This window comes from Janthinobacterium sp. EB271-G4-7A, from assembly GCF_020858075.1.
Lineage (GTDB): Bacteria > Pseudomonadota > Gammaproteobacteria > Burkholderiales > Burkholderiaceae_D > Janthinobacterium > Janthinobacterium lividum.
Window position 1 is genome coordinate 3584679 of record NZ_JACYMI010000001.1, and the last position, 25185, is coordinate 3609863.

Consider the following 25185-nt stretch of genomic DNA (forward strand, 5'->3'; position numbering starts at 1 on the left):
GGCATATTATCGCCGCTGCTTGCGTCAGGGGGCGTCGCTGGCGGCAAATTCCACTGAAATTTGTTCTGCCACCTGCGCCAGCGCCGGCCCGAGCGCCGTCAGCAAGGCGCGCGCCTGCTGCAGATCGCCGCCCAGACGCAAGCCTTCGATCGACGTGCACAGACCCGCAAAGGCATGCGCGCCCACGGCCAGCGCCGACGATTTGCTGCGGTGGCCCAGGTCGGCCAGGCGTCCCAGGTCTTCCAGCGCCATGGCCTGCTCCATTTCGGCGATGCCGTCGCGCGCCGTATCGAGAAACAGCTGGGTGTACTTGCGCATCTTCACGGCGTCATTGCTAAACGTGAGCGCCAGCGTGGCCAGGTCGAGGATGGCCGTGTCGCGCAATTCCGGCGACGCGGCCGATGGCGGCGCTTTCGGCGCTGCCGCCGGCCTCTCGCCCGCGCGCGCATGGCCGATGCCGCCAATGCCTCCACGCAGGCGGAACCATTTCGCCAGCAGGTGAAACAGCAGATTCGGGGCGATCGGCTTGGTCACGAATTCGTCCATGCCCGCCGCCAGGCAGCGGGCGCGGTCTTCGCTGCCCGCATTGGCCGTCATGGCGATCACCAGCAGGCCGGCAAGCTGCGGATCGGCGCGGATGCGGCGCGTCGCCTCGAAGCCGTCCATTTCCGGCATCTGCACGTCCATCAGCACGCAGTCATAGCGCTGGTGGGCCAGCAATTCCAGCGCCTCGCGGCCATTGCAGGCGACGCAGACGGTGGCGCCGGCGTCTTCCAGCAATTCGCAGCCCACCTGCTGGCTGAAGACGTTATCTTCCACGAGCAGGATGGACGCGCCGCGTATCACTCCCAGCACTTCCGGCTCCACTTCGGCGATGCGCTCGTCGCTGGCCTGCGTGCTTTTCTCCAGGCGCGCCGTGAACCAGAAGGTGCTGCCCAGGCCAGGCTGGCTGTACACGCCCACCTTGCCACCCATGAGCTCCACCAGCTGCTTGCTGATCACCAGTCCCAGGCCGCTGCCGCCATACTTGCGCGTGGTCGACGGGTCCGCCTGGTGGAAAGAGCGGAACAGCTGCGCCACCTCGTCCTGGTTCATGCCGATGCCCCGGTCCTGCACTTCGAAGCGCAGCATGCTGTGGCTGCCCCGCTCCTCGGACTGGCGCACGCGCACGAAGATGCTGCCATTGTCGGAAAACTTGATGGCGTTGCTGGCCAGGTTCAGCAAGACCTGCTCCAGGCGCAGCGGGTCGCCACGCCAGCGCTGCGTCAGTTCCGGCGCGATATCGAATTGCAGTGCCAGACCCTTGACGGCGGCCGCATCGCCGAGCTGGCTGGCGATGTTCGCCAGCAGGGTGTCGAGACGGAAATCCAGCACTTCCAGTTCCAGCTTGCCCGCCTCGATCTTGGAAAAATCGAGGATGTCGTTGATCAGGCCCAGCAAATGCTGGCCCGAATGGAAGATTTTCTGCAGATAGTCGCGCTGGCGCGCGTCGGCTACCGATTTCAGCGCCAGATGCGCCATGCCGATGATGCTGTTCATCGGCGTGCGGATCTCATGGCTCATGTTCGACAGGAAGTCGCTCTTGGCCTGGCTGGCCGCGTCGGCCTGCTCCTTCAGCCGGTGCAGCTCCGTCACGTCGGTGGACAAACCGATCAGGCCCGTGACGGGACCGGGCAAGCCCAATGGCACCTTCACGCTCCACAGATGATGCACCTGCCCTTGCGCATCGACGAAGCGCTCCTCGCCGACGAACTTGGCGCCGCTGTCGAACACCTGGCGCTCCGTGCGCTGCGCGGATGCCGCCGCATCGCCGAGCATCAATTCGCCATCCTGGCGGCCGATCAGCTGCTCCGCCGAACGGCCCAGTATCTTCGCCGTGCGCGCATTCACGTAGCGGTAGCGCAGGTCGGCATCCTTCATGTAGACGTAGGCGTCGACGCTGTCGAGCACCGTATCGAGCAAGGTGCGCTGCGCCACCGCGTTGCGGCGCGAGCGGTACAAGGTAAAGATATAGCCATAAATGAGCAGGGTGCCGGCCACGCCGACGGCCAGCGCCAGCCATGGAAAATAGCGGTCGAAGGGGCTGTACAGCTCCGCCTTGCGCACGCGGAAATGGGCTTTCCACAGGCCGCCCTGGTACGCCACCGGCAGCACCTGGTCGAAATAGTCGGCATCGCTGCCCGGCTGCGGCGGCGGGGCCGTCAGGTCGCCACCGTCGTTGAACAGCAGGCGGTCCTGCGGCGTGATGCGCCAGACGCCGTCGGCAGGCGGCGCCTCGGCGGCGCTGTACAGGGTCAGGTGCAGCGGTTCCAGGGCGCTGCGTTCGAGTGCGCTGTGCACCAGCTGCGCCACGCCAAAGCCGATGCCGACGGATCCCTGATAGGCGGCGCGCCGCTCGGCCACGCTGCCTTGCGGCATGCCATTGCGGTACACGGGCAGGCGCATGCCCAGGCCCACGTGCGCGGGCGGTCCCTTGATCATGATCACCTGGCCCGACGCGCCGACCTCGCCGCTGTCGCGCGCCTGCGCCAGGGCCTGCGCCACCAGCGGGTTGGCGCCGATATCGACGCCCATGCGCTCGGCCAGCAGGGAGTCGGGTTCCAGGTAAGTGAGCACCGCGTATTCCGGCCGCTCGCCGGGCGGACGGATGGTGAATGCGGGATAGCCGCGCGGCGCCAGGCTGGTGTCTTTGCGCACGGCCTCGATGAAGGCGGCGCGCTGCGCCGACGGGACGGCCACCGCGTAATTGACCGATTCGATGGCAGGGAACTGGCGCGCGATATCGAGGCCGGCCACGTAATCGTGGAACTGGCGGCGCGTCAGGTGCTCGCTGGTGCGGAACAGGGCTTCGAGGCCGCGCAGCAGGTCGGAATAGCTTTTTACGCGCGTGGCCAGGCTATGCTGGGCGCCATGCGTGAGATTGTCGAAACGCTGTTCGGCGTCGTCATTGACCGTGCGCGCCGCACCCGCATACAGGGCGCCGCCCACCACCAATGCCAGCAGCAAGCCACCCGCCCAGATCCTGATGCCTGATCCCGCCCCGCCCTTGCTCAAAGTGTGCATTGTCAATCGCTTATTCCGGTTTCCTCGAATGTGCGGCGCTCCGGCCACCCAGCAAGTACGAGGATACTATCAAAGCTCCTGCCAGACGCGCTTGTGCAAGAAAAAAAGCGCGCATGATGGTTGCACTGGAAAACAACGTGCGCTTAAGCCTCCCGCAGCTCACCGGCCAGGAAGTCGCAAAAGGCGCGCACCTTTTCCTGCACATGGCGTCCGTCGGGCATCAAGGCATACACGCCGCGCCTGGCCATGCCGTGCGACGGCAGCACGCGCACCAGGGCACCGCTGGCCAGCAGCGGCGCGGCGACGAACGACGGCAGCGCGCCCACGCCGATGCCCGCCACCAGCATGTCGGCCAGCAGCAGGCTGCTGTCGGCGGAAAAGCGCACGGGCAGGACGATGCTGCTGCTCCCTTCCGGGCCGGCCAGCTGCCAGATGCCGGGGCTGTCGGCCAGGCGGTAAGCCAGGCAATCGTGGCCGTGCAAATCCTGCGCCTGACGGGGCGTGCCACGCCGCGCCAGGTAGGCGGGCGCCGCGCAAATCATCTGTTCGACGTCGCCCAGGCGGCGCGCCACCAGGGTCGAATCGGCCAGCGCGGCGCGGATGCGCAGCGACACGTCATAGCCCTCGCCCACCACGTCGCGCAGGCGGTCGTCCAGGGTCATTTCGATTTTGACTTCCGGATAGCGGTCCATGAACACCGGCAGCAGCGGCGACAGCACCTTCAGGCCAAACGACAGCGGTACATTCACGCGCAGCCGCCCCGCCACCTTGCCGGCGCAGCCGCGTGTGGCCAGTTCCAGCGCATCGATTTCATCGAGCAGGCGGCAGCACTCCAGATAATAGGCGCGCCCGCCGTCCGACAAACTCATGCGCCGCGTCGTGCGCACCAGCAGCACGGTCGCCAGATGCGCCTCCAGCTGGCGCACCTGCTTGCTGATGGCCGCCGCCGACTGGTTCAGGTCCAGCGCCGCCTTGCTGAAGCTGTCGCGCTCGACCACCTTGCGAAACACGCGCATGTGCGCCAGGACATCCATGATTCTTTCCTTATGGTTGAATATCTTATTATTTTATCGCTGATTATCAATGAATTAGAAAATAATATGATGGCGGCTTCTTCATTCATGTCACGCAAGGAGTACCCCCATGTTCAAACCATCCGCCACCCTGACCACCGTGCTGCTGGCGCTGCTGGCCGGCACAGCGCAGGCCACCCCGGCCGCCGCCCTGCCGGAAGTGGGCATCAGCCCCTGGGGGCCGAAAGACGAGATCGGCCGCCTGAACCTGATGACACCGGCCTCGCGCGCCGCCATCCTGGCGCGCATCGACGGCGGCAAGAGCTACGACCTGGCCGTCGATTTCTATGTCGGCATGCCCAGCTGGCAGGCGGCCGGCGATCCACCCTACCAGATGTGGATGACGCACACGCCGAAGGGCAACGTGGTGGCCGACTCAATGAACGTGGGCGAACAGATGAACCGCCACGTCAGTTATACGGGTTCGGCCGTGTCCATGTATGCGCACATGGGCACACATATCGACGCCCTCAATCACTTTGGATTGAACGGCAAGATCTGGAATGGTTTTACGGAAGAGCAATACCTGGGCGACCGGGGCTGGACCGTGACGGGGGCCGAAAAACTGCCGCCCATCGTCGCGCGCGGCGTGCTGATCGACGTGGCCGTGGCCAAGGGATTACAACAGCTGCCCGACAATTACCGGGTCACGCGGCAAGACTTGCGCGCGGCGCTGGCAAAACAGAAGGTCACGCTGGAAAAAGGCGACGTGGTGCTGATACGCACGGGCCGCATGCAGCACTATGAGCAGGCGCAAGCGTACATGGCCAATCCCCCCGGCCTGTCGCTGGACGCGGCAAAATTCCTCGTGGAAGATGGCGGCGCCATGGTGGTCGGTGCGGACAACCTCAGTTTCGAAGCGTTTCCGTCCGAAGTGGCAGGCAATTACCTGCCCGTGCACACCTATCTGCTGGCGCAGCAGGGCACGCCCATCCTGGAACTGGTCGACCTGGAAGCGCTGTCGCGCGACAGGGTCTACCAGTTTGCCTTCATCGGCGCTTCATTGAAATTCCGTGGCGGCGACGCGGCCCCCATCCGTCCCGTGGCGCTGCCGATCCGCTAAATCACACGGTCGCGGCCAGCAAGCCCTGTGCGCCATGGTCATCCCAGGCATCGGCGCAGCGCACCACCTCGCCCACGACGATGATGCTGGGGCTGCCCAGGCCGCTGGCCAGCAAGTCGGCAGGCAAGGCTTGCAAGGTACTCAGCAACTGGCGCTGCGCCGGCAAGCTGGCCGATTGCACCACGGCCACGGGCGTGCCTGGCGCCATGCCGCCGGCCAGCAAGCCGGCCTGGATGGCGGCCACCCGGGCCACGCCCATGTAGATGACGAGGGTGAGCTTGCTCTGCGCCAGTGCCGTCCAGTTCGGCTCGGACGCGCTATCCTTGCCATGGCCCGTGACGAAGATGGCGCCCTGGCTCCAGCCGCGGTGCGTCAGCGGCACGCCGATGCTGGACGGCGCGGCCAGGCCGCTGCTGATGCCAGGGATTACTTCGACGGCCACGCCGTGGCTGCGCAGGTAGGCGCGCTCTTCGCCGCCGCGCCCGAACAGATAGGGGTCGCCCCCTTTCAAGCGCACCACGTGCAGGCCGGCGCGGGCTTCGGCCAGCATCAGGCGTTCGATGAAGGCCTGCGGCGTGGAAGCGCAGCCGCCCCGCTTGCCCACCTCGACCACGCGTACGCCGGGCGCCGCATGCGCGAGGATGGCCGGGTTGACGAGGTCGTCGATCAGCACCACGTCGGCCCGCGCGATGGCCTTCACCGCCTTGATGGTCAACAGGTCCGGGTCGCCGGGGCCGGCGCCGACCAAAGTCACGCTTCCTTGTTGTGCCATGATGAAATCTCCCATTAAAAAAAGTGGCCGATGGCAAACGATGCCGCGTACGCTTCCGGCGCGCTGCCGTCCCACACGACGCCGTCGCACAGGGTCGAGCTGCGCAGCGGTGAAGCGGGCAAGGGCGTGGCCGTCATTTCCGCCGCCTGGCGGTACAGGTCGATGCGGTTGACTTGCCTTGCCACCGTCAGGTAATCGGGTTCGTCGCGCAGCAAGCCCCAGCGCCGGTGCTGGGTCATGAACCACATGCCGTCGGACAGATAGGGGAAATTGACGGCGCCGGCGCCATAAAACTTCAAGCCGTGCGCCTCGTCCCAGGTCTTGCCCAGGCCATCCTGATAATGACCGAGAATGCGCGGCGCCAGCGTTTCCTGCGGCGTATTCAAGTAAGCGGGCTCGGCCAGGATGGCCGCCATGGCCAGCCGGTTGGCATCGGTGGCGTCGATCCAGCGCCCCGCCTCGAGCACGGCGGCGATCAGGGCGCGGCAGCTGTTCGGATGCTGCTGCGCAAACGAGGCGCTGGTGCCCAGCACCTTGCCCGGATGGTCGGGCCAGATGGCGCCGCTGGTGGTGGCTGTCACGCCGACGCCATCGACGATGGCCTTGTAGCCCCACGGTTCCCCGGCGCAAAAGCCATCCATCTGGCCCGCGCGCAAGGCGGCCACCATCTGCGACGGCGGCACCGTCATCACGCGCGCGTCGCGCAGCGGGTCGATGCCATGCGCAGCCAGCCAGTATTGCAGCAGCATCGCGTGGTTGCCGGTCGGGAAAGTATGCGCAAACGCAAATGGCCGCGTTGCGGCGCGCATGTGCCGCGCCAGTGTGGCGCCATCGTGGGCGCCCTCGCGCGCCAGCGCCGCCGACAGGGTGACGGCCTGGCCGCTGTGATTGAGGTTCATCAGCACGGCCATGTCGTGCTGCTGTCCGCCGATGCCCATCTGCACGCCATACACGAGGCCGTACAACACGTGGGCAACGTCGAGTTCGCCGCTATTCAATTTGTCGCGCACGCCTGCCCACGACATCTCGCGGCTCAGTTCGATCTTGATGCCGTATTTTTCATCCAGGCCCAGCTTTGACGCCATCACCAGCGAGGCGCAATCGGCCAGCGGCAGGTAGCCGATGCGTATCGTCTGTTTTTCCGGCTGCAGGGACCGCATCATCTGGGCACCATGTCCCGCCTCTTTGCCCGCTTGCTCTGTCATACCATTCCTTGCTGATAAGTACTGTTTTTCCGCGCCACCGTGGGCAAGGCTCTCCCCTTCCAGCAGCAAGGACCGTGCCTGTGCACGTCCCGTCCAGGGAGGCTGGAAACGCACCGGAATGGTGCACTGCACCAGCATGTATCAGGAAATGGACGATTCATCCCAGCAAGTCCTCCACGTCGAGGATACGCTGGGCAATTCCCGCCAGTTTGAGTTTCTTGTTCATGGCCATGCTGCGCAAGCGCTGGTAAGCCTGGTCTTCCGTCAAGCCGTGATGCGTCATCAACAGGCCCTTGGCCCGCTCGATCACCTTGCGCTCGAGCAGCTTGTGCCGCGTGTCGAGCAATTCGGCGCGCAATTTTTCTTCCTGGCGAAAACGCGCCAGGGCCACGTTCAGCACGGGTTGAATGCGCTCGGCCTGCAAGCCGGCCACGATATAGGCGGACACGCCGGCCGCCATGGCCGCGTCAATGCTGGCCGTGGCGCCGTCTTCGGTAAACAGCACGATGGGGCGGCGCTCATCGCGCGTGGCAATGACGATGTGTTCGAGTACGTCGCGCGCATCCGATTCGGCGTCAATGATGATGAGGTCGGGCTGCAACTGGGCGATACGTTCGGGAAGGTAGAGGTCGGCTGGCAGGGAGGCGACGATGTCATACCCCGATTCAAGCAAACCGATGCGCAAGGCGTTGCCACGCTGCACCTGGGCCGCCAATGCCGCATTCTCGTGCACGCCGTGCTCGACAATAGTGTTGACGACAACGATGCGCAATGGCTGGGTACGGCTGGACGTCATGGAGGGCTATCTGCAATGGCTAAACACAACCATTGCAGTAAGCAAGAAGCGAACCAGATAGCGCTAGCGCCCCTTACTTCAGGGTCGGCATGGCAAATTCGGCACCGGCTCCCGTGGAAGCGGGCCAGCGCTGCGTCACCGCCTTCTGCTTCGTGTAGAAACGCACGGATTCCGGACCATGCGCGTGGTGGTCGCCGAACAGGCTGCGCTTCCAGCCGCCGAAGCTGTGGAAAGCCATCGGCACGGGGATCGGCACGTTGACGCCCTGCTTTTCCCATCCCTCCCCACCTGCACGCGGTGCATGTGCTCGCACCCGACGTGCAGTTTGGATGGGCTTATTTCAATGTCGGCATGGCAAATTCGGCGCCGGCAGCCGTGGAAGCGGGCCAGCGCTGCGTCACCGCCTTCTGCTTCGTGTAGAACCGCACGGATTCCGGACCATGCGCGTGGTGGTCGCCGAACAGGCTGCGCTTCCAGCCGCCGAAGCTGTGGAAAGCCATCGGCACGGGGATCGGCACGTTGATGCCCACCATCCCCACCTGCACCCGGTGCGTGTATTCGCGCGCCGTATTCCCATCGCGCGTGTAGATCGCCGTACCATTGCCGTATTCATGCGCATTGACCAGGTCCAGCGCCGTGGCAAAATCGGGCACGCGCACGATGCACAGCACGGGGCCAAAGATTTCCTCCTTGTAGATCGTCATCTCCGGCGTGACATGGTCGAACAGGCTGCCGCCGAGGAAAAAGCCGTTTTCGTGGCCTGGCAACACGAAACCGCGCCCGTCACTGACCAACTTGGCACCTTCCTTGACGCCCGTGGCGATATAGCCGGCAATCTTCTCCTTGTGCACTTGCGTGACCACAGGACCCATTTCCGCTGTTAAATCCATGCCCTGCGTGATCTTGAGGGCGGCGATGCGCGGCACCAGCGCCTCGACCAGCTGGTCCGCCACATTGCCCACCGCCACCACCACCGAAATAGCCATGCAGCGCTCGCCCGCCGAACCGAAGGCGGCGCCCATCAGGGCATCGACGGTTTGCGGAATATCCGCGTCCGGCATGACCACCATGTGGTTTTTCGCGCCGCCCAGCGCCTGCACGCGCTTGCCCTGCGCGCAGCCGGTGGCGTAGATATATTCGGCGATCGGCGTGGAACCGACAAAGCTGACGGCGCGCACGTCCGGGTGATGCAACAAGCCATCGACGGCTTCCTTGTCGCCCTGCACCACGTTGAAGACGCCGTCCGGCAAACCCGCATCCGTCAACAGTTGCGCCAGCAGCAGGCTGGCCGATGGGTCGCGTTCCGACGGCTTTAATACGAACGTATTACCGCAGGCAATTGCCATCGGGAACATCCACATCGGCACCATCACGGGAAAATTGAAGGGCGTGATGCCGACGCACACGCCGAGCGCCTGGCGGATGGACCAGGCATCGATGCCGCCGGCCACCTGCTCCGAATACTCCCCCTTCATCATTTGCGGGATGCCGCAGGCAAATTCCACCACTTCGATGCCGCGCGTCACTTCCCCTTTGGCATCCGTGAACACTTTGCCGTGCTCTGCCGTGATCAGGGCGGCCAATTGATCCGAGTGCTCTTCCAGCAATTCCTTGAACTTGAACATCACGCGGGCGCGGCGCAGGGGCGAGGTTTGCGACCAGGCGGGAAACGCCGCATGGGCGGCGGCCACGGCCGCGTTCAATTCGGAAGGCGTCGCCAGCGCCACCTTCGCCGTCACGGCGCCCGTGGCGGGATTGAAGACGTCGCTCATGCGCTCGGAGCGCGAAGCCATCGGGTTGCCACCGATAAAGTGGCCGATCTGTTGCGTTGTCATTGGAGTTCCTTTATTTGCTATTCATCAGCCACTCATGGGCCGGATCATTTTTAAAGTGCCACACGCGTTTCGGGCCGGCCATCACGTTCAGGTAATACCCATCGTAGCCATACGGCACGGTCACAGGGTGGTAGCCCCTGGGCACCATCACCACGTCGTGGTTTTCCACGGCCATGGCTTCATCGATGGAACGGTCATCCGTGTAGACCCGCTGGAAGGCAAAGCCCTGTTCCGGGTTCAGGCGGTGGTAATAGGTTTCCTCGAGCGAACTTTCCAGCGGTACATTGTCGCTGTCGTGTTTATGCGGCGGATAGCTCGACGAATGGCCGGATGGCGTCACCACCTCCACCACCAGCAAGCCGTCGGCCTCGGCCGTCTGCGGCAGGATGTCGCACACATAACGCGTGTTGGCACCCTTGCCGCGCACGGAGCGCGTCATGGACGATGGCTCGATCAGGCGTGCCGGACGCTGGGTCGTGGCCGGTGCGCTGCACAGGGCCACTTCCGCGTTGCTCACCGCCGTGATGCTGACCTTGGTTTCCAATGGGACATACACGGCATACGGCGAGCGGTCCTCGAAGACGCTTTGGCGCTTGCCGATCTCGCGCCATTCCTGCCCGTCCGCGTTGACGGTGACCGTGCCCGTCAGCACGACGATGCACAGTTCGCGGCTGCCTGTCTCCAGGTTCAATGACTCGCCCGCTTGAAGCCGGTGCGCGGCAAAGCCCACATGTGTCCAGCCGGCCGACTCGGGTGTCACCTCGACGATGGCGGAACCCGGCCGGGCCTTCACCAGCAGCGGGCTCATGCCGCCTCCCGGCCCAGGCGGGGAATCGCATCGACCAGGCGTGCCAGGTAATCGTGGCCCATCTTCGCGTATTCGTAGCTGGGCGCGACGGCCGGGTCTTGCTCCGCTTCCACCACCAGCCAGCCTTCGTAGCCGTGCAGATACAGCCGCGTCAGGATGGCCGGGAAGTCGATGCTGCCGTCGCCCGGCACGCTGAAGGCGCCATTGATGACGGCCTGCAGGAAACTCCAGTGGCCATTGCGGGCCAGTTTCACCACGTTGGGGCGCACGTCCTTGCAATGCACGTGGCAAATGCGATCGATATGTTTATTCAGCACTGCCAGCGCATCGCCGCCGGCAAAGGTGATGTGGCCCGTGTCGAACAGCAAGCCGACCTCGGGTCCCGTCAAGGCCATCAATTGGTCCACATCGGCCGGCGTTTCCACGTAAGCGCCCATGTGATGGTGATAGGCCAGGCGTACTCCATGCGCCAGCAGGTGGGCGGCAAAGGCCGTCAATTTGTTTGCATATTCCTGCCATTGCTGCTGCGACTGGAAACGGGGGCGCTTATACAGGGCGCGCGCTTCGCCCTGGATGGCGTCGGCCACTTCGCCGTAGACCATCACGGTGGCGCCGCTGTCCGCCAGCAAACGCAGATGCGATGCCACTGCGGCGATCTCTTCCTCGACAGAGCGGTGCGCCAGGCGCCCCGAATACCAGCCGGAGACACACGCCAGGCCATACTTGCCCAGCACGGCGTTCAGGGACGGGGCGTCTTTCGGAAACTTGTTGCCCAGCTCAAAGCCCACGTAGCCGATCTCGGCGCCTTCCTTGAGGGCCGTTTCCAGCGGGGTTTCTCCCCCCAGCGACGGCAAATCGTCGTTCATCCACGAGATCGGGTTGATGCCGATCTTCACATTCCATGTCGGTGCGTTCATTTTTGTTGTCCTTGGCGGTCAAGTTCATAATGGGCGCGCGCAAGCTGCACGCCGGGCTGGGTGGAGACCTCGGGCACGGCCACTTCCCACCAGCAACCACCCTCTTCGGTCGTGCGCGTGTCGTCCGTATCGATGCAGATCAGATAGGTACGCGTAGCGGCGCGGGCGCGCAGCATCGCCTGTTCCAGTTCGGCAATCGAGCCCACATGTTCGGACAGCGCGCCCAGCGATTGCGCATGCAGGGCAAAGTCGATATGCGGCGCGCTATCGGGCAACATATTGTTGAACGAAGCATTGCCGCACGCCTGCTGCAGGCGGTTGATGCAGCCATAGCCCCGGTTGTCGAGCACGACGATGATGAGTTTTTTATCGAGCATGACGGAAGTGGCAATTTCCGAATTCATCATCAGATAACTGCCGTCGCCCACCATGACGATGACCTCCGCTGCCGGTTTTGCCATCTTGACGCCGAGGCCGCCGGCGATTTCATAGCCCATGCACGAATAGCCGTATTCCATGTGGTAGCCGCCTGGCGTCGACGTGCGCCACAGCTTGTGCAGTTCGGCCGGCAGAGTCCCCGCCGCGCAAACGACGATGTCGCGGCTGGTGGAATCGGGAGCGGAACGCTGCACGGCGCCGATGACTTCGCCGTCGTACGGCAAGCCGGCCACCTCGCGCTTGCCGGTGATGGCAGCCACCGTCGCGCGCCAGGCGTTGCCCGCCTGCTGCGCGCGGTCCATCCATTGCCCTGCGCTGTTCCAGCTGCCAAGCAGCCGCGACAGGCCTTGCAAGCCCAGCGTCGCGTCCGCCTGCAAGCCCAGGCCGCGACGTTTCAGTACGTCAAAACTGTTGACGTTCAAGCTGACCAGTTGCGCCTGCGCAAACAGGGAATTCGAGCCGGTGGTGAAATCCTGCAGGCGCGTGCCGATGGCCAGCACCACGTCCGCATCCGCCGCCAGCGCGTTAGCGGCAGGCGAGCCCGTCACGCCGATGGCGCCCAGCTGCAGCGGATGATCCCACGGCAAGGCGCTCTTGCCCGCCTGGGTTTCCGCCACGGGAATGCCATGGCGCTCGGCAAACGCCTGCAAGGCGGCGCTGGCCTGGCCGTACAGCACGCCGCCGCCAGCCACGATCAGCGGCTGCTTGGCGTTTTTCAACAGCGACACCGCTTCTTCCAACTCCTGCTCGACAGGCGGCAAGGCGCGGAAACGCACGACTCTCGGTTCGAAAAAGCTGGCAGGATAGTCATACGCCATCGTTTGCACGTCTTGCGGCAAAGATAAAGTGACGGGGCCGCAGGCGGCCGGGTCCGTCAAGGCGGCGATGGCACGCGGCAAGGCGGTGAGCAATTGCTCCGGATAGACGATGCGGTCGAAATAACGCGATAAAGGTTTGAAGGCATCATTCACCGAGACACTGCCGTCCGAGGCATCTTCCAGCTGCTGCAGCACGGGATCGGGTGCGCGCGAGACGAATACGTCGCCGGGCAGCAAGAGCACGGGCAAGCGATTCACGTGCGCCAGGGCGGCGGCCGTCAGCAAGTTGGTGGCGCCGGGACCGATGGAACTGGTCACCGCCATCATGCGCCGGCGCATGTGCGCTTTTGCGTAAGCGATGGCCGCGTGCGCCATCGCCTGCTCGTTGTGGGCGCGATAAGTCGGGAAACTGTCACGGTACTGGTACAGCGCCTCGCCCAATCCCGCCACGTTGCCGTGGCCAAAGATGGCGAAGGCGCCGCCGAACAAAGGTTCGCCCCCTTCCACCCGCAAGGCGGCCAGATAGCGCACCAGCGCCTGCGCCATGGTCAATCTGATCGTGGCGCTCATGCTGCACGCTCCAGGCGGTTGCGCGTACGCTGCCACAGGGCGATGAGCTGCTCGAAGTTGGCGCGCACTGCAGCGATCAGGCCCGCATCGTCGAGTTCACCCGCCAGCCAGCGGCGGCTCGGTTCCTGGAAGATGGTGCGGCCCACCATGAAGCCGCGGCACGTCGTGCTGGCACTGGCTTGCTCAAAACTGTCGGCCAGCGCGGCAATCGGCGCGTTCAAACCCAGCAGGACGACGCCACGGCAATACGGATCGCGCTCATGCACGAGGGCATCGATGGCTTGCCATTGTTGGGCAGACATACTTTCCAGCTTCCACCATTCCGGGTAAATACCCAGGTTGTACAGGCGCTTGACGGCACGCAAAACCGTGTCGTCGCCGTGCGGCAAGGCTTCCGACGGTATCACTTCCAGCAACAGTTCGTGACCGCTCACTTGCGCCGCGTCGTACAGGGCCTTGATCTGCGCTTCCTGTTCCAGGCGGTTTTCCACAGCATCGTCCGGGTGCAGCTGCACCAGGCACTTGATCACGTGCTCCTTGGGCCAGCTGAGCAGGTGCGAGCCGATGGAACGGCCCCAGTCGAATTGCAGCGGGTTTGATCCCGGCAATTCCACGGGACGGCCGATCCACCAGCCACGTCCCGTCGCATCATTGAGGGCATCGACGCCATAGCGGCCATCGATCAGCACGCCAGTCTTGCCGGCCAGCTGCAAGGCCGTTTCCGTCTGCGCCACGGCTTGCACCATCAATTGCTTCAGGGCCGCAATGGCGGACTCGGGTGCACCCGTCTGTTGCGCCAGCTCAAAGAATTGCGTGCGGTGGTCAAAGGCAAACACGCACAGCTCATTCCACTCCTTGCGCGCTACCGTCGTGCGGTGCAGACGGGACAAGGTCGCGTCCTGGTCCGGCTGCGTCAGTCTGGCCGCGTTGGCCAGGAAATAGTCGAGCTCGACGGGCGAAGGCATGGCCGGCGCGCAACCGTGGCGCGACACGACCAAGGCGCCGCAGCCATTCGCGTAGCGGCAGCACGCTTCGTAATCCTCGCCGCGCAGCCAGCCTTTCAGAAAGCCCGAGAGAAACGCGTCGCCCGCGCCCAGCACGTTCAATACTTCCACGCGCACGCCACGGTAGTTATACGCGTCATCGAGGCTGTGCGGCACCACATTGTCGATGACGGCGCTGCCCAGCGGCCCGCGCTTGACGACGAGGGTCGCCAGGGTGGCGGACCGCACGGCGCGCAGGGACGCCATGATGTCGGCGCCGCCACCGGCGATCATGAATTCCTCTTCCGTGCCGACGATCAAGTCGAACTGCGGCAAGATGCTTTGCAGATGTTTGGTGACGCCTTCGTTCGAAACAAAACGCGTTTCGCCGTCCGCCTTGCCCGACAAGCCCCACAGCACGGGCCGGTAATCGATGTCGAGCACGGTGCGCACGTTGCTGGCGCGGGCCAATGTAAGGGCCTGCGTGCTGACGGCGTGCATGGCGGCCGTGGAGAAATGCGTGCCAGTGATCAACAGCGCCTTGCTCGAGCCAATGAAGGCCGCATCCACCGAAGATGCTTCGATGGCCATGTCGGCGCAATTTTCACGGTAGAAAATCAGCGGAAACGTGTTTTTATCCTTGATGCCCAGCATCACCAGGGCCGTCAGGCGGTCGCGGTCGATGCCCACATGGCTGACATCGCAACCCTCTTTCGACAAGGTGTCGGTGAGGAAACGCCCCATGTGATCGTCGCCCACCTTCGACAGCATGGCGGACTTCAAGCCCAGGCGCGCCGTGCCGAAGGCGATGTTCGCCGACGAGCCGCCCAGGTATTTGGCAAAGCTGGTCGCGTCTTCCAGGGTGCTGCCGATCTGCTGCGCGTACAGGTCCACCGCCAGGCGGCCCAGGCAGATCACGTCCAGCGCTCGCCCCTGGGCAAATTGTGTGGAATTATTCATGGCTATCCTTAAATCGTGACACCGTCGAGTTCACTCATCAGCGTTTGCATTTCCGCACCGCCCGCCATCATGTCCAGCAAGGCATCCTTGGTCACCGTATCCTTGGTGAAGGTGCCCAGCGACTTGCCCCGGTTCAATAAAGTGAACGAGTCGCCGACCGGATACGCATGGTGCACATTATGCGTAATAAAGATCACGGAAATGCCCCGCTCGCGCGCCTTGTAAATCAGTTTCAATACATTGAACGATTGCTTGACGCCCAGGGCGGCCGTCGGCTCGTCGAGGATCAGCACGCGGGCGCCGAAATGGATGGCGCGGGCGATGGCCAGGCACTGCTTTTCGCCGCCCGACATCGTGCCGATGGCCTGGTGCGGGTCGCGCACCATGATGCCCATCTCGGCCAGCTTGTCGCGCGCCGTCTCGGCCGCATAGTCGATATCCATCACGGGCACCAGACCCAGCAGCTTTTTCATCGGCTCGCGGCCCATGAAGAAATTGCGCGCCACGGACAGCAGCGGCACCAGCGCCAGGTCCTGGTAGACGGTGGCCACGCCCATGTCCAGCGCTTCACTGGGCGAATTGAAGACGACGGGCTTGCCATCGACCAGGTATTGGCCATCGGTCGGTTTGTGCACACCGGCCAGGGTCTTGATCAAAGTCGACTTGCCGGCGCCGTTGTCGCCCAGCAAACAATGAACCTCCCCCTCGCGCAAGCGCATGGTGATGTTTTGCAGGGCCAGCACGGAGCCGAAACGCTTGCTGACGTTTTCCAGGGCAAGAATATGCTCGCTCATGATTTATCTCGCTTCCGTGACGCGTGAGCGTACAAAGTTATTGAACAGCACCGCGATCAGCAGCATCACGCCGAGGAACACGCGGAACCAGTCCGAATTGATGTTGGTATAAGTGATGCCGATCTGCACCACGCCGAAGATCAGCGCGCCGAAGCAGGCGCCGACGACGGAACCGTAGCCGCCCGTCAGCAAGGCGCCACCGATCACGGCCGCGATGATGGCTTCAAATTCCTTTTGCATGCCGCGGTCGGCGGCGGCCGAACCCACGTCGCATACTTGCAAGGTGGCAAACAGGCAGGCACAGAAGGCCGTGAAGACGAACAGCGAGATCTTGACCTTGCGCACCGGCACGCCCACGTTCTTGGCCGCGTTGGCGTCGCCGCCCACGGCAAACATCCAGTTGCCGAAGCGGGTACGCGACAACACGAATGCCGCGCCGGCAGCCAGCACCAGCCACCAGGCGATGACTTTCGGAATGCCTTTCACCAGCGGCGAGCCGTCGTCGAGCACGGCGATCCAGCCATGCGCGCCCATCCACTGGAACAGGCCCGTCGCCACATTGCCGTGGAACAGCAGGCTGGCCAGCCAGTCCTGCGCCGCCAGGTCGCCCACGCCGCTGACGATGGTGCGGTTGGCAAACATGATCGACAGGGCCAGCGTCAGGCCGCGCAGGATGAACAGGAACGCCAGGGTAACGATGAACGATGGCAAGCGCGTCTTGATGACGATGTAGCCGTTGAGCCAGCCCAGCGCCATGGAACCGGCAAAGGCGAACAGGATGGCGGCCCACAATGGCCAGTGGAAATAGATCGTCGGAATGGCGATCATCATGCCGGCAAAGCCGATCATGGAACCGATCGACAGGTCGAATTCACCGGCGATCATCAACAGACAGGCGCCGATGGCGATGATGCCCAGGTAGGATGCCACTTGCATCCAGTTGACGACGCCATCGAGATTGAACATGCCGGAATCGCCGGCCGTGATAACGAAGAAGGCAAACACGAGCACCGCGCCGGAAATCGAGGCGAATTCGGGGCGGCCAAAAAACCGTTTGACCCAGCTGGTCGTGCCCACGCGCTCGTCGGCGGCGGCAACTGGCTTGCTGGAGGCGCCCGGAGGCGGAGGAGGATACTTGCCGGGGCTAGCCAGGCTGGATTTGAGCGCAGTCATACGATGTCCTTTCAGTGATACTTGTTACCAATTCCAATTACTTTCCTGCCAGCATCGCTGGCGCCAGGCGTGTTCCTCCCATGCGCCGCCCGCGGGAGGCGGTGCGGCGCTGGGCAACTCCCGGTGGCGACTGTGTGGATTAGCGGTATTGGCCGGCGTATTTTTCGACCTTGGAGATATTTTCCTTGGTCACGAAACCGGGGCCTGAGCTGATGTGGCGTGGGCCGTAGATGGGCGTCAGGCCGTATTCCGCCAGGCGCGCCTGGTATTTCGGATTGGCGATCAGGATTTCCTTGACCTTGGCCAGGTCAGTGATCTTTTGCTGTTTCATGATGGCCATCACGGCGACAGGAATGTAACCTTGCAGGTAGGGCTGCTGGTCGATCGCGAACTGGATGCTGCCATCCTTGATGCCCTTGGCGATTTCTTCCGACAAGTCAAAGCTGGCGAAATACATCTTGCCTTTCAAGCCCAGCTTCTCGACGGCGCGCATGGCGGCCGGCGCCGAATCCGGTCCCAGCGCCAGCACGGCCTGGGTCTTCGGATTGCTGCGCAGATAGGCGCTGACCTTGCTTTCGATCACGCCAGGGTCGACGCCATTGGTGTCGAGCGTGGACGATTTGAAGTCGACGCCGAGCGCATCGGCAAAACCGCGGCAGCGTTCGAACGACGAGGCATTCATCGCATAGTGATTCACGCACACGAACGACTTGATGCCCGCCTCCTTGGCGCGCTTGCCGGCGCCCAGGCCCGCGTCATATTCGGGCTGGCCCACGTGCATGATGGCTTTCAGCTGCTCGCTTTGCGCGATGGTGCCCGAATTGATGGTCACGAGCATGATTTTCTTGGCCACTACCGTACCCAGCGGTTTTTGCAGCACGCTGAAGTCGGCGATATCGGCGATCAAGCCATCGTAATTGCGCGCGGCCGACTGCTCGATCAGGCGCGCCATGTCGGCCAGGTCGCCATTCGGCGGATTGCGGTAGTCGACGGACACGTTGAAGTCTTCACCGGCTTGCTTGATGGCGTTCTTGATGGTGTTCCACCAGGAATCGGAGTCCGGCGCGTGGCTGACCATGACGAATTTCTCGCCGGCAGCATGGCTGGCGCCCGTGCTCAAACCCAGGCTCAGGCCCAGGCTGGCGATGGCCAGGCACTTCATCAAACCCTTGCTTTTATTGCTATGCATGAATGTCTCCTAGACGGATTAATTTTTATAGTTGCGAGCTTTTATGAAGGGTGTCACCGGGCTGGCCTTGCGGCACACGAACCGATGCACTGCGCACAGCTTAGGCCACAAAAAAGACAAATGCAATAAAATTTTCAAAATAAATTTAAATAGAAATTCATTTCTATTTTTGGATTTCCCTCCTATAATTCTCGCCAGAACCAGCCGCAGCAATCCTACGGCCCAGCAAGCATACAGAGGAAAACACCATGGCAGCCACCGCCCCCATCGAACAATTGATGCAGCACATTGCCGCCGAGTACGACAACCTGTCGCGCCAGCTGAAAGTCATCGCCCAATACATTGAAAAGCACCGGGCCAGCCTGATGCTCGAGCGCATCAGCGATATCGCTGCCGCCTGCGACGTGCAGCCATCCGCCATCGTGCGTTTCGCGCAGCGCTTCGGCTACACGGGTTTCAGTGAAATGCAGGATGTGTTCCGCCAGGCATACACGGACCAGGCCGGCGCCACGCCCGACTACCAGCAGCGCATCCGCAAGCTCATTTCCACGCGCGACGCCGCCCTCAGCGCAGGCGACCTGACGCGCGAATTCGTCGGCGCCAGCCGCGCCGGCCTCGATGACTTGGCGGCCGGCCTCGACGACGCGCAGCTGGAAGCGGCCGTCAACCTGCTGCTGAAAGCGGAAAATATCTATGTGATCGGCGTGCGCCGGTCCTTTCCGATCGCCTCCTACATCGCCTACGCACTGGAACACACGGACAAGCGCGTCCACCTGATCAGCGGACTGGGCGGCATGCACCGCGAACAGATGCGCAGTGTGCGCGAACGCGATGTGGCGATCGCCATCAGTTTCTCGCCTTACGGCAAGGAAACCCAGCAGTGCATCAAGGCGGCGCAAGACAAGGGCGCCAAGGTCCTCGTGATTACCGACAGCAAACTGGCCCCGCTCGCGCGGGCCGCCGACGCGCTGCTCACCGTCACCGAGGGCAGTGCCTTCGCCTTCCGTTCGCTGACCAGCACCATCTGCCTGTGCCAGGCGCTGTTCATCGCGCTGGCATACAAATTAGAGCTCGACATCGAAGAAATCCACACCCCAGGAGAACATGATGATTGAAGTAGCGTTGTTCGGCGCCGGACGCATCGGCAAAATCCACGCGGCCAACCTGGCTGCCCAACCCGGCGTGCAGTTCAAGTACGTGGTCGACGTCAACCAGGAAGCGGCCGCCGCGCTGGCCGGACTGCATGGCGGCAGCAGCGCGACTGTCGAGGCTGCCTTGGCCGACCCCGCCATCAAGGCCGTCGTCATCGCTTCCAGCACGGACACGCATGCGGACCTGATCCTGCGTTCGGCCGCCGCCGGCAAGGCCATCTTTTGCGAAAAACCCGTCGACCTGACCATCGACCGTGCGCGCGCCTGCGCCGCCGCCGTCAAGGAAGCCAAGGTACTGTGCATGCTGGGTTTCCAGCGCCGCTACGACCCGACTTTCAATGCAGTCAAGACACGCATCGAAGCGGGCGAAATCGGCACGCCCGAATTGCTGGTCGTCACCAGCCGCGACCCTGGTCCTCCGCCCGTCAGCTACATCAAGGTGTCGGGCGGCATCTTCAAGGATATGCTGATCCACGATTTCGACATCTTCCGCTGGATACTCGACGATGAAGCCGTCAGCGTGCACGCCACGGGCAGCTGCCTGGTCGACCCCGCCATCGGCGAGGCGGGCGACCTGGACACGGCCGTCGTCACCATCCGCACGGCCAAGGGACGCTTGTGCCAGATCAATGCCTCGCGCCGCGCCGCCTACGGCTACGACCAGCGCTTCGAAGTGCTGGGCAGTGCCGGCATGCTGCAAGCGGGCAACCACAAGCCGACGGAAGTGACGGCCTATGGTTCGGTGAATGTCAGCGTGGACAAGCCGGAAGACTTCTTCCTGGAACGTTATCGCGTGGCCTACGCGCAGGAAATGGCGCATTTCTTTGACGCCCTCACCCACGGCACGCCGCTGCGCACCACCGTCCACGATGGCTTGAAGGCACTGGAACTGGCCGAGGCGGCCACCTTGTCGTGGCGCGAACAGCGCGTGGTCACTTTATAAACCGATAATAAAAATACCTGGAGACACCATGTCATCCCCAACATTAAAAGTCGGCATCGTCGGCCTGGGCCGGCTGGGCCAGCGCCACGCCATCAACCTGGCGCAGCGCGTGCCAAATGCCGAAGTCGTGGCCGCCTGCAGCCCCGTACCAGCAGAACTGGACTGGGCAGCCAGCACGCTCGGCATCACCACCGGTTATGCCGACTACGACGCCCTGCTGGCCCACCCGGGCCTGGACGCCGTCTTCCTCGTCACGCCCACCTCGCTGCATGCGGATCAGATCATCGCCGCCCTGCGCGCCGGCAAGCACGTGTTTTGCGAAAAGCCGCTGTCGCTGGACCTGGCCGATTGCCTGAAGGTGGAAGCGGAAGCGGCGCGCCACCCGCAGCTGACCATCATGATCGGCTTCGTGCGCCGCTTCGATGCCAGCTACCATGACGCGCAGCAAAAGATCGCCCAAGGACTGATCGGCAAGCCGTATCTGGTGCGTTCGCAAACCTGCGACCAGAACGACCCCAGCGGCGCCTTCATGCGCTTCGCCCCCACCAGCGGCGGCATCTTCCTCGATTGCAGCGTGCACGATATCGACTTGGCGCGCTGGCTGCTGGGCAATCCCGTGCCCAAACGCGTGTATGCGAGCGGCACCAACGCCATCCACACGGGCTTGCAGGCGTTCGGCGACGTGGACAATGGCCTGGCGACGGTCGAATTTTCCGATGGCAGCATGGCCAGCTTCATGGCTTCGCGCACCATGGCGCACGGCCACGAAACCCTGACGGAAGTGTTTGGCACGGGCGGCCGCCTGGCCGTGGGCAGCAATCCGCGACTGAACAGAGTGGAAATTTCGGATGCGCATGGCGTACGCAATGAATGCACGCCGGACTTCTATGCCCGCTTCGCCGACGCCTTTTTGATCGAGGCGCAGGAGTTCACGGATGCGGCACTGGGCCGGCGCACCTTGTCGCTGACCTTGCACGACGCGACGGAAGCAACGCGCATCGGCCTGGCCATGACGCAGGCGATGCGCGAGGCACGGCCCGTGGAGTTTTAAGCCCAAGACTGGGACTCAGGCAGCCGGCGCGGGAAATGGACGCTCGGGCTGCCTGGGTTCCACGGCCAGGCGCAAGCCCATGGCATCGAGGATGGCCGTCAAGGTGCTCAAGGAGGGATTGCCATCGGGCGACAAGGTGCGGTACAGCTGCGTAGGATTGAGCTTGGCCGCCTGCGCCACGGCGGGCACGCCGCCAAAGGCGCGCGTCAGCTGCCGTAGCACGGCCAGCAGTTCGCCGCGGTCGCCATCGACGAGGATATCGTTGATCAATGCAAGGGCGAAAGCGGGATCGTCGCGGTACAGTTCGGCCATCGCCTCGTCATGCGAGCGGTCTCTTGGTGGTTTGCTCATAACCTCTTTCACGTCCTCTTTCATCTTCCCTCTCCTTCCAATCATGCCAGCAGGCACAGGCGTATTCGATATCTTTCGACTGCGTGCGCTTGTCTCCACGCGCTTGCGCCGCCACACAATAATAAAATGATCTGCCCGTCAGCGATGGCGTAATACACGCGGTAGCCAGGCCCCACATCGATGCGCAACTCCCACACACCGTCGCGGCAAAACTTGTGGTCGCCAAAATTGCCGGGAATCATACGCAGTACCCGGCGCACGATGGCTACCCTGGCCGTATTGTCGCGCTGGCGCTTCAGCCATTCCGTATACAGATCCCTGCCCGATGATGTCAGGTAGTGCCGTATCTCGTACATCACATTCGTCCATAAACGAAGAAAGATCAAGGGGAAAATCACGTGTACATGTAAAAAAGTAGGCCGCCCATCTTGCTACCAAACCCGCGCACACAGGCCGCGAATGCCGGGTTCACTGAGCTACATCAAGATGCGTTTTTCTAATTGTTATAGGGAAATGATGTCGCGTGTGTACATCGCATCTGCATGCAGATGCGCTATACAATAAGCACCTGTTCAACCGCCAGGAAGCATGCCGCCATGACGAATAACGACAGCAACTCCCCTTCCCTTGCCGACGTGGCCGAACGCTACGTGAAGCTGGTCCTGGCCATGGGCCAGCACGATGCCTCGTATGTGGACGCGTATTACGGCCCGCCCGCATGGCAACAAGAAGCGATAGAACAGCAACTGAGTTTGAGCGGCATCAAGGATGGCGCAAACGCGGCGCTGGCCCTGCTGACCGACGCCGCCTGCTTGCGCGCCCTCAACCTGCGCAAGCAGTTGCAAGCCGTACTGGCCAAGGCGGACATGCTGCAGGGATCGCGCCTGGATTTCGATACGGAAAGCGCGCGCCTGTACGACGCCGTCTCGCCCCACCACAGCCGCGCATACTATGCAGAACTGGTGGCGCAGATCGATGCCCTGCTGCCTGGCGACGGCACGGTCAGCGACCGGGTCAATGCCTTGCGCGCGCAACTTGTCATTCCCGCCGACAAACTACGCGCCGTCATGGATGCGGCCATCCGCGCGGGCCGCGAACGCACCTTGCAGTACATCGCCCTGCCCGAAGGCGAAGATTTCGTGCTGGAATTCGTCACCGACAAGCCGTGGAGCGGCTACAACTGGTACAAGGGCAACTACCAGAGCGTGATCCAGATCAATACGGACTTGCCCGTGTACATAGACCGCGCCGTCGACCTCGGCTGCCACGAAGCGTATCCGGGCCACCACGTCTACAACGTGCTGCTCGAGCGCGACCTGGTGCGTGGCAAGGGCTGGATAGAATACTGCATCTATCCGCTATATTCTCCGCAATCCCTGATTGCCGAAGGCACGGCCAATTACGGCATCGAACTGAGTTTCACGGATGCGGAGCGGCTGGCTTTCGAACAGCAGGTGCTGTACCCGCTGGCCGGCCTCGATCCGGCGCTGGCGCCCCGCTATGCGCAACTCAATGGGCTGCTGGCCAAACTGAGCTATGCCGACAACGATATCGCGCGCCAGTACCTCGAAGGCAGCCTGAACCGCGAAGAGGCACTGGAATGGCTGGTCAACGTGCGCCTGTACCCGGCCGAGAAATCCGCGCAGCGCCTGCAGTTCTACGACGCCATGGGCGCGTACGTCATCAATTACAACCTGGGCCAGGACATGGCGAAAACCTATGTCGAGCGCCAGGGCGCGACGCGCGCGGAACACTGGGCCGCGTTCCGCGACCTGATGTCGTCGCCACGCGTGCCCAGCGCCTTGCGTGCCTGAGCCTTACTTCGGCGGCAAGCAGTACAGCGGCAAGGCCACGGCAAGGCACGCCAGCCCTGCCAGCAGCATCGCCAGCTGAAAGCCGGCGGCCAGGGCGGCAACCTGCCCCGCCCGCTCCAGCAGGGTGGCGGCGCGCAAGCTCATCACGCTGCCCAGCACGGCCACGCCCATGGTCATCCCCGTCTGGCGCAAGGCATTCATGATGGCCGATGCCATGGCGGCCCGCTCGCCTTCCACGGCTGCCATCGCCAGCAAGCCCGTGGCTGGCACGGCCAATCCCATGGCCAGGCCCAGCAGGCCGAACAGGCTGCCGACGATGGCGTAGGGCGTCCGCGGCGCCAAGGTCGCCGTCGCCAGCAGCACCAGCCCCGCCAGCACATAGCCCGCCAGCATCAATCGCCGCAGGGACACGTGGCGGCTGAGGCGGCCGAAGCACAGGGAAACGATGCCCATGGCCGCAAACTGCGGCAAAATGCGCCAGCCGCTGGCGCCCGCCGGCCAGCCCTGGATTTGCTGCAGGTACAGCGAGAAAAAGAACAGGCTGCTGTAGCAGGCAAACCCCAGCACCAGCGAGGCCAGGTTGATCACCGCAAAGGGCCGGTCGCGAAACAGCCGCAGCGGCAACAGGGGGCGCGGCGCGCGCGCTTCGACGGCCAGGAAGGCGATGAAGGCCAGCAGCGCCACGCCCAGCGATGGCCAGGCAGCCATGCCGCCCGGTCCGCCCGCCTCGCCCAGCGCGATCAAGCCGTAGGTGAGCGCGCCGAGCCAGACGATGCTGAGTACCTGCCCCGTCCGGTCCAGCGCCGCCTGCTCACGGTAATGGCGCTCCGTGATGCCCCAGGCCCCCAGCAGCATGGCCAGCAATCCCAGCGGCAGGTTGATCAGGAAGATGCTTTGCCAGCCCGTGGTCTCCAGCAGCATGCCGCCCAGCAGCGGCCCCAGGATCAGCGCCAGCGCGCTGAAAGCCGACCAGCCGCCGATCACGTGCGCCCGTTCGCGCGGGTCGGGAAACGCGTGGCTCAATATCGGCATCGCGCCGGGGATCAGCAAGGCCCCCGCGACGCCCTGCACGGCCCGGCCCGCCAGCAGCAGCGGCAGGCTGGCGGCCAGCGCGCACAGCAGCGAGCCCACTGTAAATAACGCCACGCCCAGCAGCCAGATGCGCTTGTGCCCATGCCGATCGCCCAGCGGACCGGCCGACAGCATGCAGGCCGACAGGCACAGCGCGTAGGCGTTGACCACCCACTGCAAGCCCGCCATATCCGTCGCCAGCGCCGTTTGCAAGGTGGGCAAGGCCACGTTGACGATGCTGATATCGAGCGAGGCAAGAAAGGTTCCAAGGTAGGCGGCGGCTACCAGAGCCGCCCGGCGATAACGTTGCATGAGTGGTTCCGATGTATGAGTTTGCCTTCATCATA

At 63.6% G+C, this 25185-nt stretch carries 21 protein-coding genes and 1 pseudogene; 5 read left to right on the plus strand and 17 right to left on the minus strand.

Features of this window, described 5'->3' with window-relative positions; all coding sequences use genetic code 11:
• Nucleotides 1-24: 24 nt before the first annotated feature.
• Both IGS58_RS16085 and IGS58_RS16090 read right to left on the minus strand, forming a co-directional pair.
• Entirely contained in the window at nucleotides 25-3063 is a 3039-nt protein-coding gene (locus IGS58_RS16085; RefSeq protein ID WP_230522019.1) for a CHASE domain-containing protein, read from the minus strand.
• 143 nt (nucleotides 3064-3206) lie between these two features.
• A complete protein-coding gene (locus IGS58_RS16090) occupies nucleotides 3207-4097 on the minus strand; it encodes a LysR family transcriptional regulator (RefSeq protein ID WP_230522020.1) in 891 nt (296 codons plus the stop codon).
• Between the two features lie 109 nt (nucleotides 4098-4206).
• On the opposite strand from IGS58_RS16090, the gene IGS58_RS16095 reads away from it, so the two are divergent.
• Nucleotides 4207-5199 carry a cyclase family protein gene (locus tag IGS58_RS16095; RefSeq protein ID WP_230522021.1) on the plus strand — a complete coding sequence of 331 codons (993 nt, stop codon included), beginning with the start codon at nucleotides 4207-4209 and terminating at the stop codon, nucleotides 5197-5199.
• A 1-nt stretch (nucleotide 5200) separates the two neighbouring features.
• Here IGS58_RS16095 and cobA read toward each other — a convergent pair whose 3' ends face one another.
• The 12 genes and pseudogenes from cobA to IGS58_RS16155 all read right to left on the minus strand — a co-directional run bounded on the left by cobA (nucleotide 5201) and on the right by IGS58_RS16155 (nucleotide 18457).
• Nucleotides 5201-5971, minus strand: coding sequence for a uroporphyrinogen-III C-methyltransferase (cobA, locus tag IGS58_RS16100; RefSeq protein WP_070253683.1), 771 nt, complete (start codon nucleotides 5969-5971; stop codon nucleotides 5201-5203).
• A gap of 14 nt (nucleotides 5972-5985) precedes the next feature.
• Nucleotides 5986-7176 (minus strand): CmpA/NrtA family ABC transporter substrate-binding protein, encoded by a 1191-nt coding sequence (locus IGS58_RS16105; RefSeq protein ID WP_442908366.1) that lies wholly within the window; start codon nucleotides 7174-7176, stop codon nucleotides 5986-5988.
• A 157-nt stretch (nucleotides 7177-7333) separates the two neighbouring features.
• Nucleotides 7334-7972 carry an ANTAR domain-containing response regulator gene (locus tag IGS58_RS16110; protein ID WP_230522023.1) on the minus strand — a complete coding sequence of 213 codons (639 nt, stop codon included), beginning with the start codon at nucleotides 7970-7972 and terminating at the stop codon, nucleotides 7334-7336.
• Nucleotides 7973-8045: 73 nt separating this feature from the next.
• A pseudogene (locus IGS58_RS16115) lies at nucleotides 8046-8237 on the minus strand (methylmalonate-semialdehyde dehydrogenase (CoA acylating)); the annotation flags it as partial.
• A gap of 70 nt (nucleotides 8238-8307) precedes the next feature.
• The gene (locus tag IGS58_RS16120; protein ID WP_268989837.1) at nucleotides 8308-9807 is read right to left on the minus strand and encodes a CoA-acylating methylmalonate-semialdehyde dehydrogenase; all 1500 of its coding nucleotides are present in this window, start codon (nucleotides 9805-9807) and stop codon (nucleotides 8308-8310) included.
• A 10-nt stretch (nucleotides 9808-9817) separates the two neighbouring features.
• Nucleotides 9818-10615 (minus strand): 5-deoxy-glucuronate isomerase, encoded by a 798-nt coding sequence (gene iolB / locus IGS58_RS16125; RefSeq protein WP_230522024.1) that lies wholly within the window; start codon nucleotides 10613-10615, stop codon nucleotides 9818-9820.
• Nucleotides 10612-11532, minus strand: coding sequence for a myo-inosose-2 dehydratase (iolE, locus tag IGS58_RS16130; protein WP_070253653.1), 921 nt, complete (start codon nucleotides 11530-11532; stop codon nucleotides 10612-10614). The genes iolB and iolE overlap by 4 nt, the downstream gene beginning before the upstream one ends.
• Nucleotides 11529-13358 carry a 3D-(3,5/4)-trihydroxycyclohexane-1,2-dione acylhydrolase (decyclizing) gene (gene iolD, locus IGS58_RS16135; protein ID WP_230522025.1) on the minus strand — a complete coding sequence of 610 codons (1830 nt, stop codon included), beginning with the start codon at nucleotides 13356-13358 and terminating at the stop codon, nucleotides 11529-11531. The genes iolE and iolD overlap by 4 nt, the downstream gene beginning before the upstream one ends.
• Nucleotides 13355-15301 (minus strand): bifunctional 5-dehydro-2-deoxygluconokinase/5-dehydro-2-deoxyphosphogluconate aldolase, encoded by a 1947-nt coding sequence (locus IGS58_RS16140; RefSeq protein WP_070253655.1) that lies wholly within the window; start codon nucleotides 15299-15301, stop codon nucleotides 13355-13357. Before IGS58_RS16140 ends, iolD begins: the two co-directional genes overlap by 4 nt.
• A gap of 8 nt (nucleotides 15302-15309) precedes the next feature.
• Nucleotides 15310-16095: an ATP-binding cassette domain-containing protein gene (locus tag IGS58_RS16145; protein WP_176383050.1), complete on the minus strand. Its 786-nt coding sequence runs from the start codon at nucleotides 16093-16095 to the stop codon at nucleotides 15310-15312.
• A 3-nt stretch (nucleotides 16096-16098) separates the two neighbouring features.
• Entirely contained in the window at nucleotides 16099-17268 is a 1170-nt protein-coding gene (locus tag IGS58_RS16150) for an ABC transporter permease (RefSeq protein WP_034777904.1), read from the minus strand.
• A 139-nt stretch (nucleotides 17269-17407) separates the two neighbouring features.
• Nucleotides 17408-18457 carry a sugar ABC transporter substrate-binding protein gene (locus IGS58_RS16155; RefSeq protein ID WP_034757655.1) on the minus strand — a complete coding sequence of 350 codons (1050 nt, stop codon included), beginning with the start codon at nucleotides 18455-18457 and terminating at the stop codon, nucleotides 17408-17410.
• A gap of 248 nt (nucleotides 18458-18705) precedes the next feature.
• Between IGS58_RS16155 and IGS58_RS16160 the strand changes: the two genes are divergently transcribed.
• The 3 genes from IGS58_RS16160 to IGS58_RS16170 are packed head-to-tail and all read left to right on the plus strand — an operon-like array spanning nucleotide 18706 to nucleotide 21602.
• Nucleotides 18706-19572 (plus strand): MurR/RpiR family transcriptional regulator, encoded by an 867-nt coding sequence (locus tag IGS58_RS16160; protein WP_034757651.1) that lies wholly within the window; start codon nucleotides 18706-18708, stop codon nucleotides 19570-19572.
• Nucleotides 19565-20551 carry an inositol 2-dehydrogenase gene (gene iolG, locus IGS58_RS16165; protein WP_081345411.1) on the plus strand — a complete coding sequence of 329 codons (987 nt, stop codon included), beginning with the start codon at nucleotides 19565-19567 and terminating at the stop codon, nucleotides 20549-20551. Before IGS58_RS16160 ends, iolG begins: the two co-directional genes overlap by 8 nt.
• A gap of 28 nt (nucleotides 20552-20579) precedes the next feature.
• The gene (locus tag IGS58_RS16170; protein WP_035817889.1) at nucleotides 20580-21602 is read left to right on the plus strand and encodes a Gfo/Idh/MocA family oxidoreductase; all 1023 of its coding nucleotides are present in this window, start codon (nucleotides 20580-20582) and stop codon (nucleotides 21600-21602) included.
• 15 nt (nucleotides 21603-21617) lie between these two features.
• On the opposite strand, the gene IGS58_RS16175 is transcribed toward IGS58_RS16170, so the two are convergent.
• Together IGS58_RS16175 and IGS58_RS16180 are read right to left on the minus strand one after the other, a co-directional pair.
• A complete protein-coding gene (locus IGS58_RS16175; protein ID WP_099387406.1) occupies nucleotides 21618-21953 on the minus strand; it encodes a helix-turn-helix domain-containing transcriptional regulator in 336 nt (111 codons plus the stop codon).
• A gap of 41 nt (nucleotides 21954-21994) precedes the next feature.
• A complete protein-coding gene (locus IGS58_RS16180) occupies nucleotides 21995-22309 on the minus strand; it encodes a type II toxin-antitoxin system RelE/ParE family toxin (RefSeq protein WP_442908367.1) in 315 nt (104 codons plus the stop codon).
• A gap of 240 nt (nucleotides 22310-22549) precedes the next feature.
• On the opposite strand from IGS58_RS16180, the gene IGS58_RS16185 reads away from it, so the two are divergent.
• On the plus strand, nucleotides 22550-23767 hold the full coding sequence (locus IGS58_RS16185; protein ID WP_230522026.1) for a hypothetical protein: 1218 nt from the start codon (nucleotides 22550-22552) through the stop codon (nucleotides 23765-23767).
• 3 nt (nucleotides 23768-23770) lie between these two features.
• On the opposite strand, the gene IGS58_RS16190 is transcribed toward IGS58_RS16185, so the two are convergent.
• Nucleotides 23771-25150 carry an MFS transporter gene (locus IGS58_RS16190; RefSeq protein ID WP_230522027.1) on the minus strand — a complete coding sequence of 460 codons (1380 nt, stop codon included), beginning with the start codon at nucleotides 25148-25150 and terminating at the stop codon, nucleotides 23771-23773.
• Nucleotides 25151-25185 lie beyond the last annotated feature (35 nt).

Bases quoted from the DNA above. Each gene is read 5' to 3' on its own strand.
- cobA (WP_070253683.1), bottom strand. From the start codon at position 5,971: ATGGCACAACAAGGAAGCGTGACTTTGGTCGGCGCCGGCCCCGGCGAC.
- IGS58_RS16190 (WP_230522027.1), bottom strand. From the start codon at position 25,150: ATGCAACGTTATCGCCGGGCGGCTCTGGTAGCCGCCGCCTACCTTGGA.
- IGS58_RS16090 (WP_230522020.1), bottom strand. From the start codon at position 4,097: ATGGATGTCCTGGCGCACATGCGCGTGTTTCGCAAGGTGGTCGAGCGC.
- IGS58_RS16095 (WP_230522021.1), top strand. From the start codon at position 4,207: ATGTTCAAACCATCCGCCACCCTGACCACCGTGCTGCTGGCGCTGCTG.
- IGS58_RS16180 (WP_442908367.1), bottom strand. From the start codon at position 22,309: ATGTACGAGATACGGCACTACCTGACATCATCGGGCAGGGATCTGTAT.
- IGS58_RS16140 (WP_070253655.1), bottom strand. From the start codon at position 15,301: ATGAATAATTCCACACAATTTGCCCAGGGGCGAGCGCTGGACGTGATC.
- iolD (WP_230522025.1), bottom strand. From the start codon at position 13,358: ATGAGCGCCACGATCAGATTGACCATGGCGCAGGCGCTGGTGCGCTAT.
- IGS58_RS16185 (WP_230522026.1), top strand. From the start codon at position 22,550: ATGACGAATAACGACAGCAACTCCCCTTCCCTTGCCGACGTGGCCGAA.
- IGS58_RS16105 (WP_442908366.1), bottom strand. From the start codon at position 7,176: ATGACAGAGCAAGCGGGCAAAGAGGCGGGACATGGTGCCCAGATGATG.
- IGS58_RS16085 (WP_230522019.1), bottom strand. From the start codon at position 3,063: ATGCACACTTTGAGCAAGGGCGGGGCGGGATCAGGCATCAGGATCTGG.
- IGS58_RS16155 (WP_034757655.1), bottom strand. From the start codon at position 18,457: ATGCATAGCAATAAAAGCAAGGGTTTGATGAAGTGCCTGGCCATCGCC.
- iolG (WP_081345411.1), top strand. From the start codon at position 19,565: ATGATTGAAGTAGCGTTGTTCGGCGCCGGACGCATCGGCAAAATCCAC.
- IGS58_RS16145 (WP_176383050.1), bottom strand. From the start codon at position 16,095: ATGAGCGAGCATATTCTTGCCCTGGAAAACGTCAGCAAGCGTTTCGGC.
- iolE (WP_070253653.1), bottom strand. From the start codon at position 11,532: ATGAACGCACCGACATGGAATGTGAAGATCGGCATCAACCCGATCTCG.
- iolB (WP_230522024.1), bottom strand. From the start codon at position 10,615: ATGAGCCCGCTGCTGGTGAAGGCCCGGCCGGGTTCCGCCATCGTCGAG.
- IGS58_RS16170 (WP_035817889.1), top strand. From the start codon at position 20,580: ATGTCATCCCCAACATTAAAAGTCGGCATCGTCGGCCTGGGCCGGCTG.
- IGS58_RS16110 (WP_230522023.1), bottom strand. From the start codon at position 7,972: ATGACGTCCAGCCGTACCCAGCCATTGCGCATCGTTGTCGTCAACACT.
- IGS58_RS16175 (WP_099387406.1), bottom strand. From the start codon at position 21,953: ATGAGCAAACCACCAAGAGACCGCTCGCATGACGAGGCGATGGCCGAA.
- IGS58_RS16160 (WP_034757651.1), top strand. From the start codon at position 18,706: ATGGCAGCCACCGCCCCCATCGAACAATTGATGCAGCACATTGCCGCC.
- IGS58_RS16150 (WP_034777904.1), bottom strand. From the start codon at position 17,268: ATGACTGCGCTCAAATCCAGCCTGGCTAGCCCCGGCAAGTATCCTCCT.
- IGS58_RS16120 (WP_268989837.1), bottom strand. From the start codon at position 9,807: ATGACAACGCAACAGATCGGCCACTTTATCGGTGGCAACCCGATGGCT.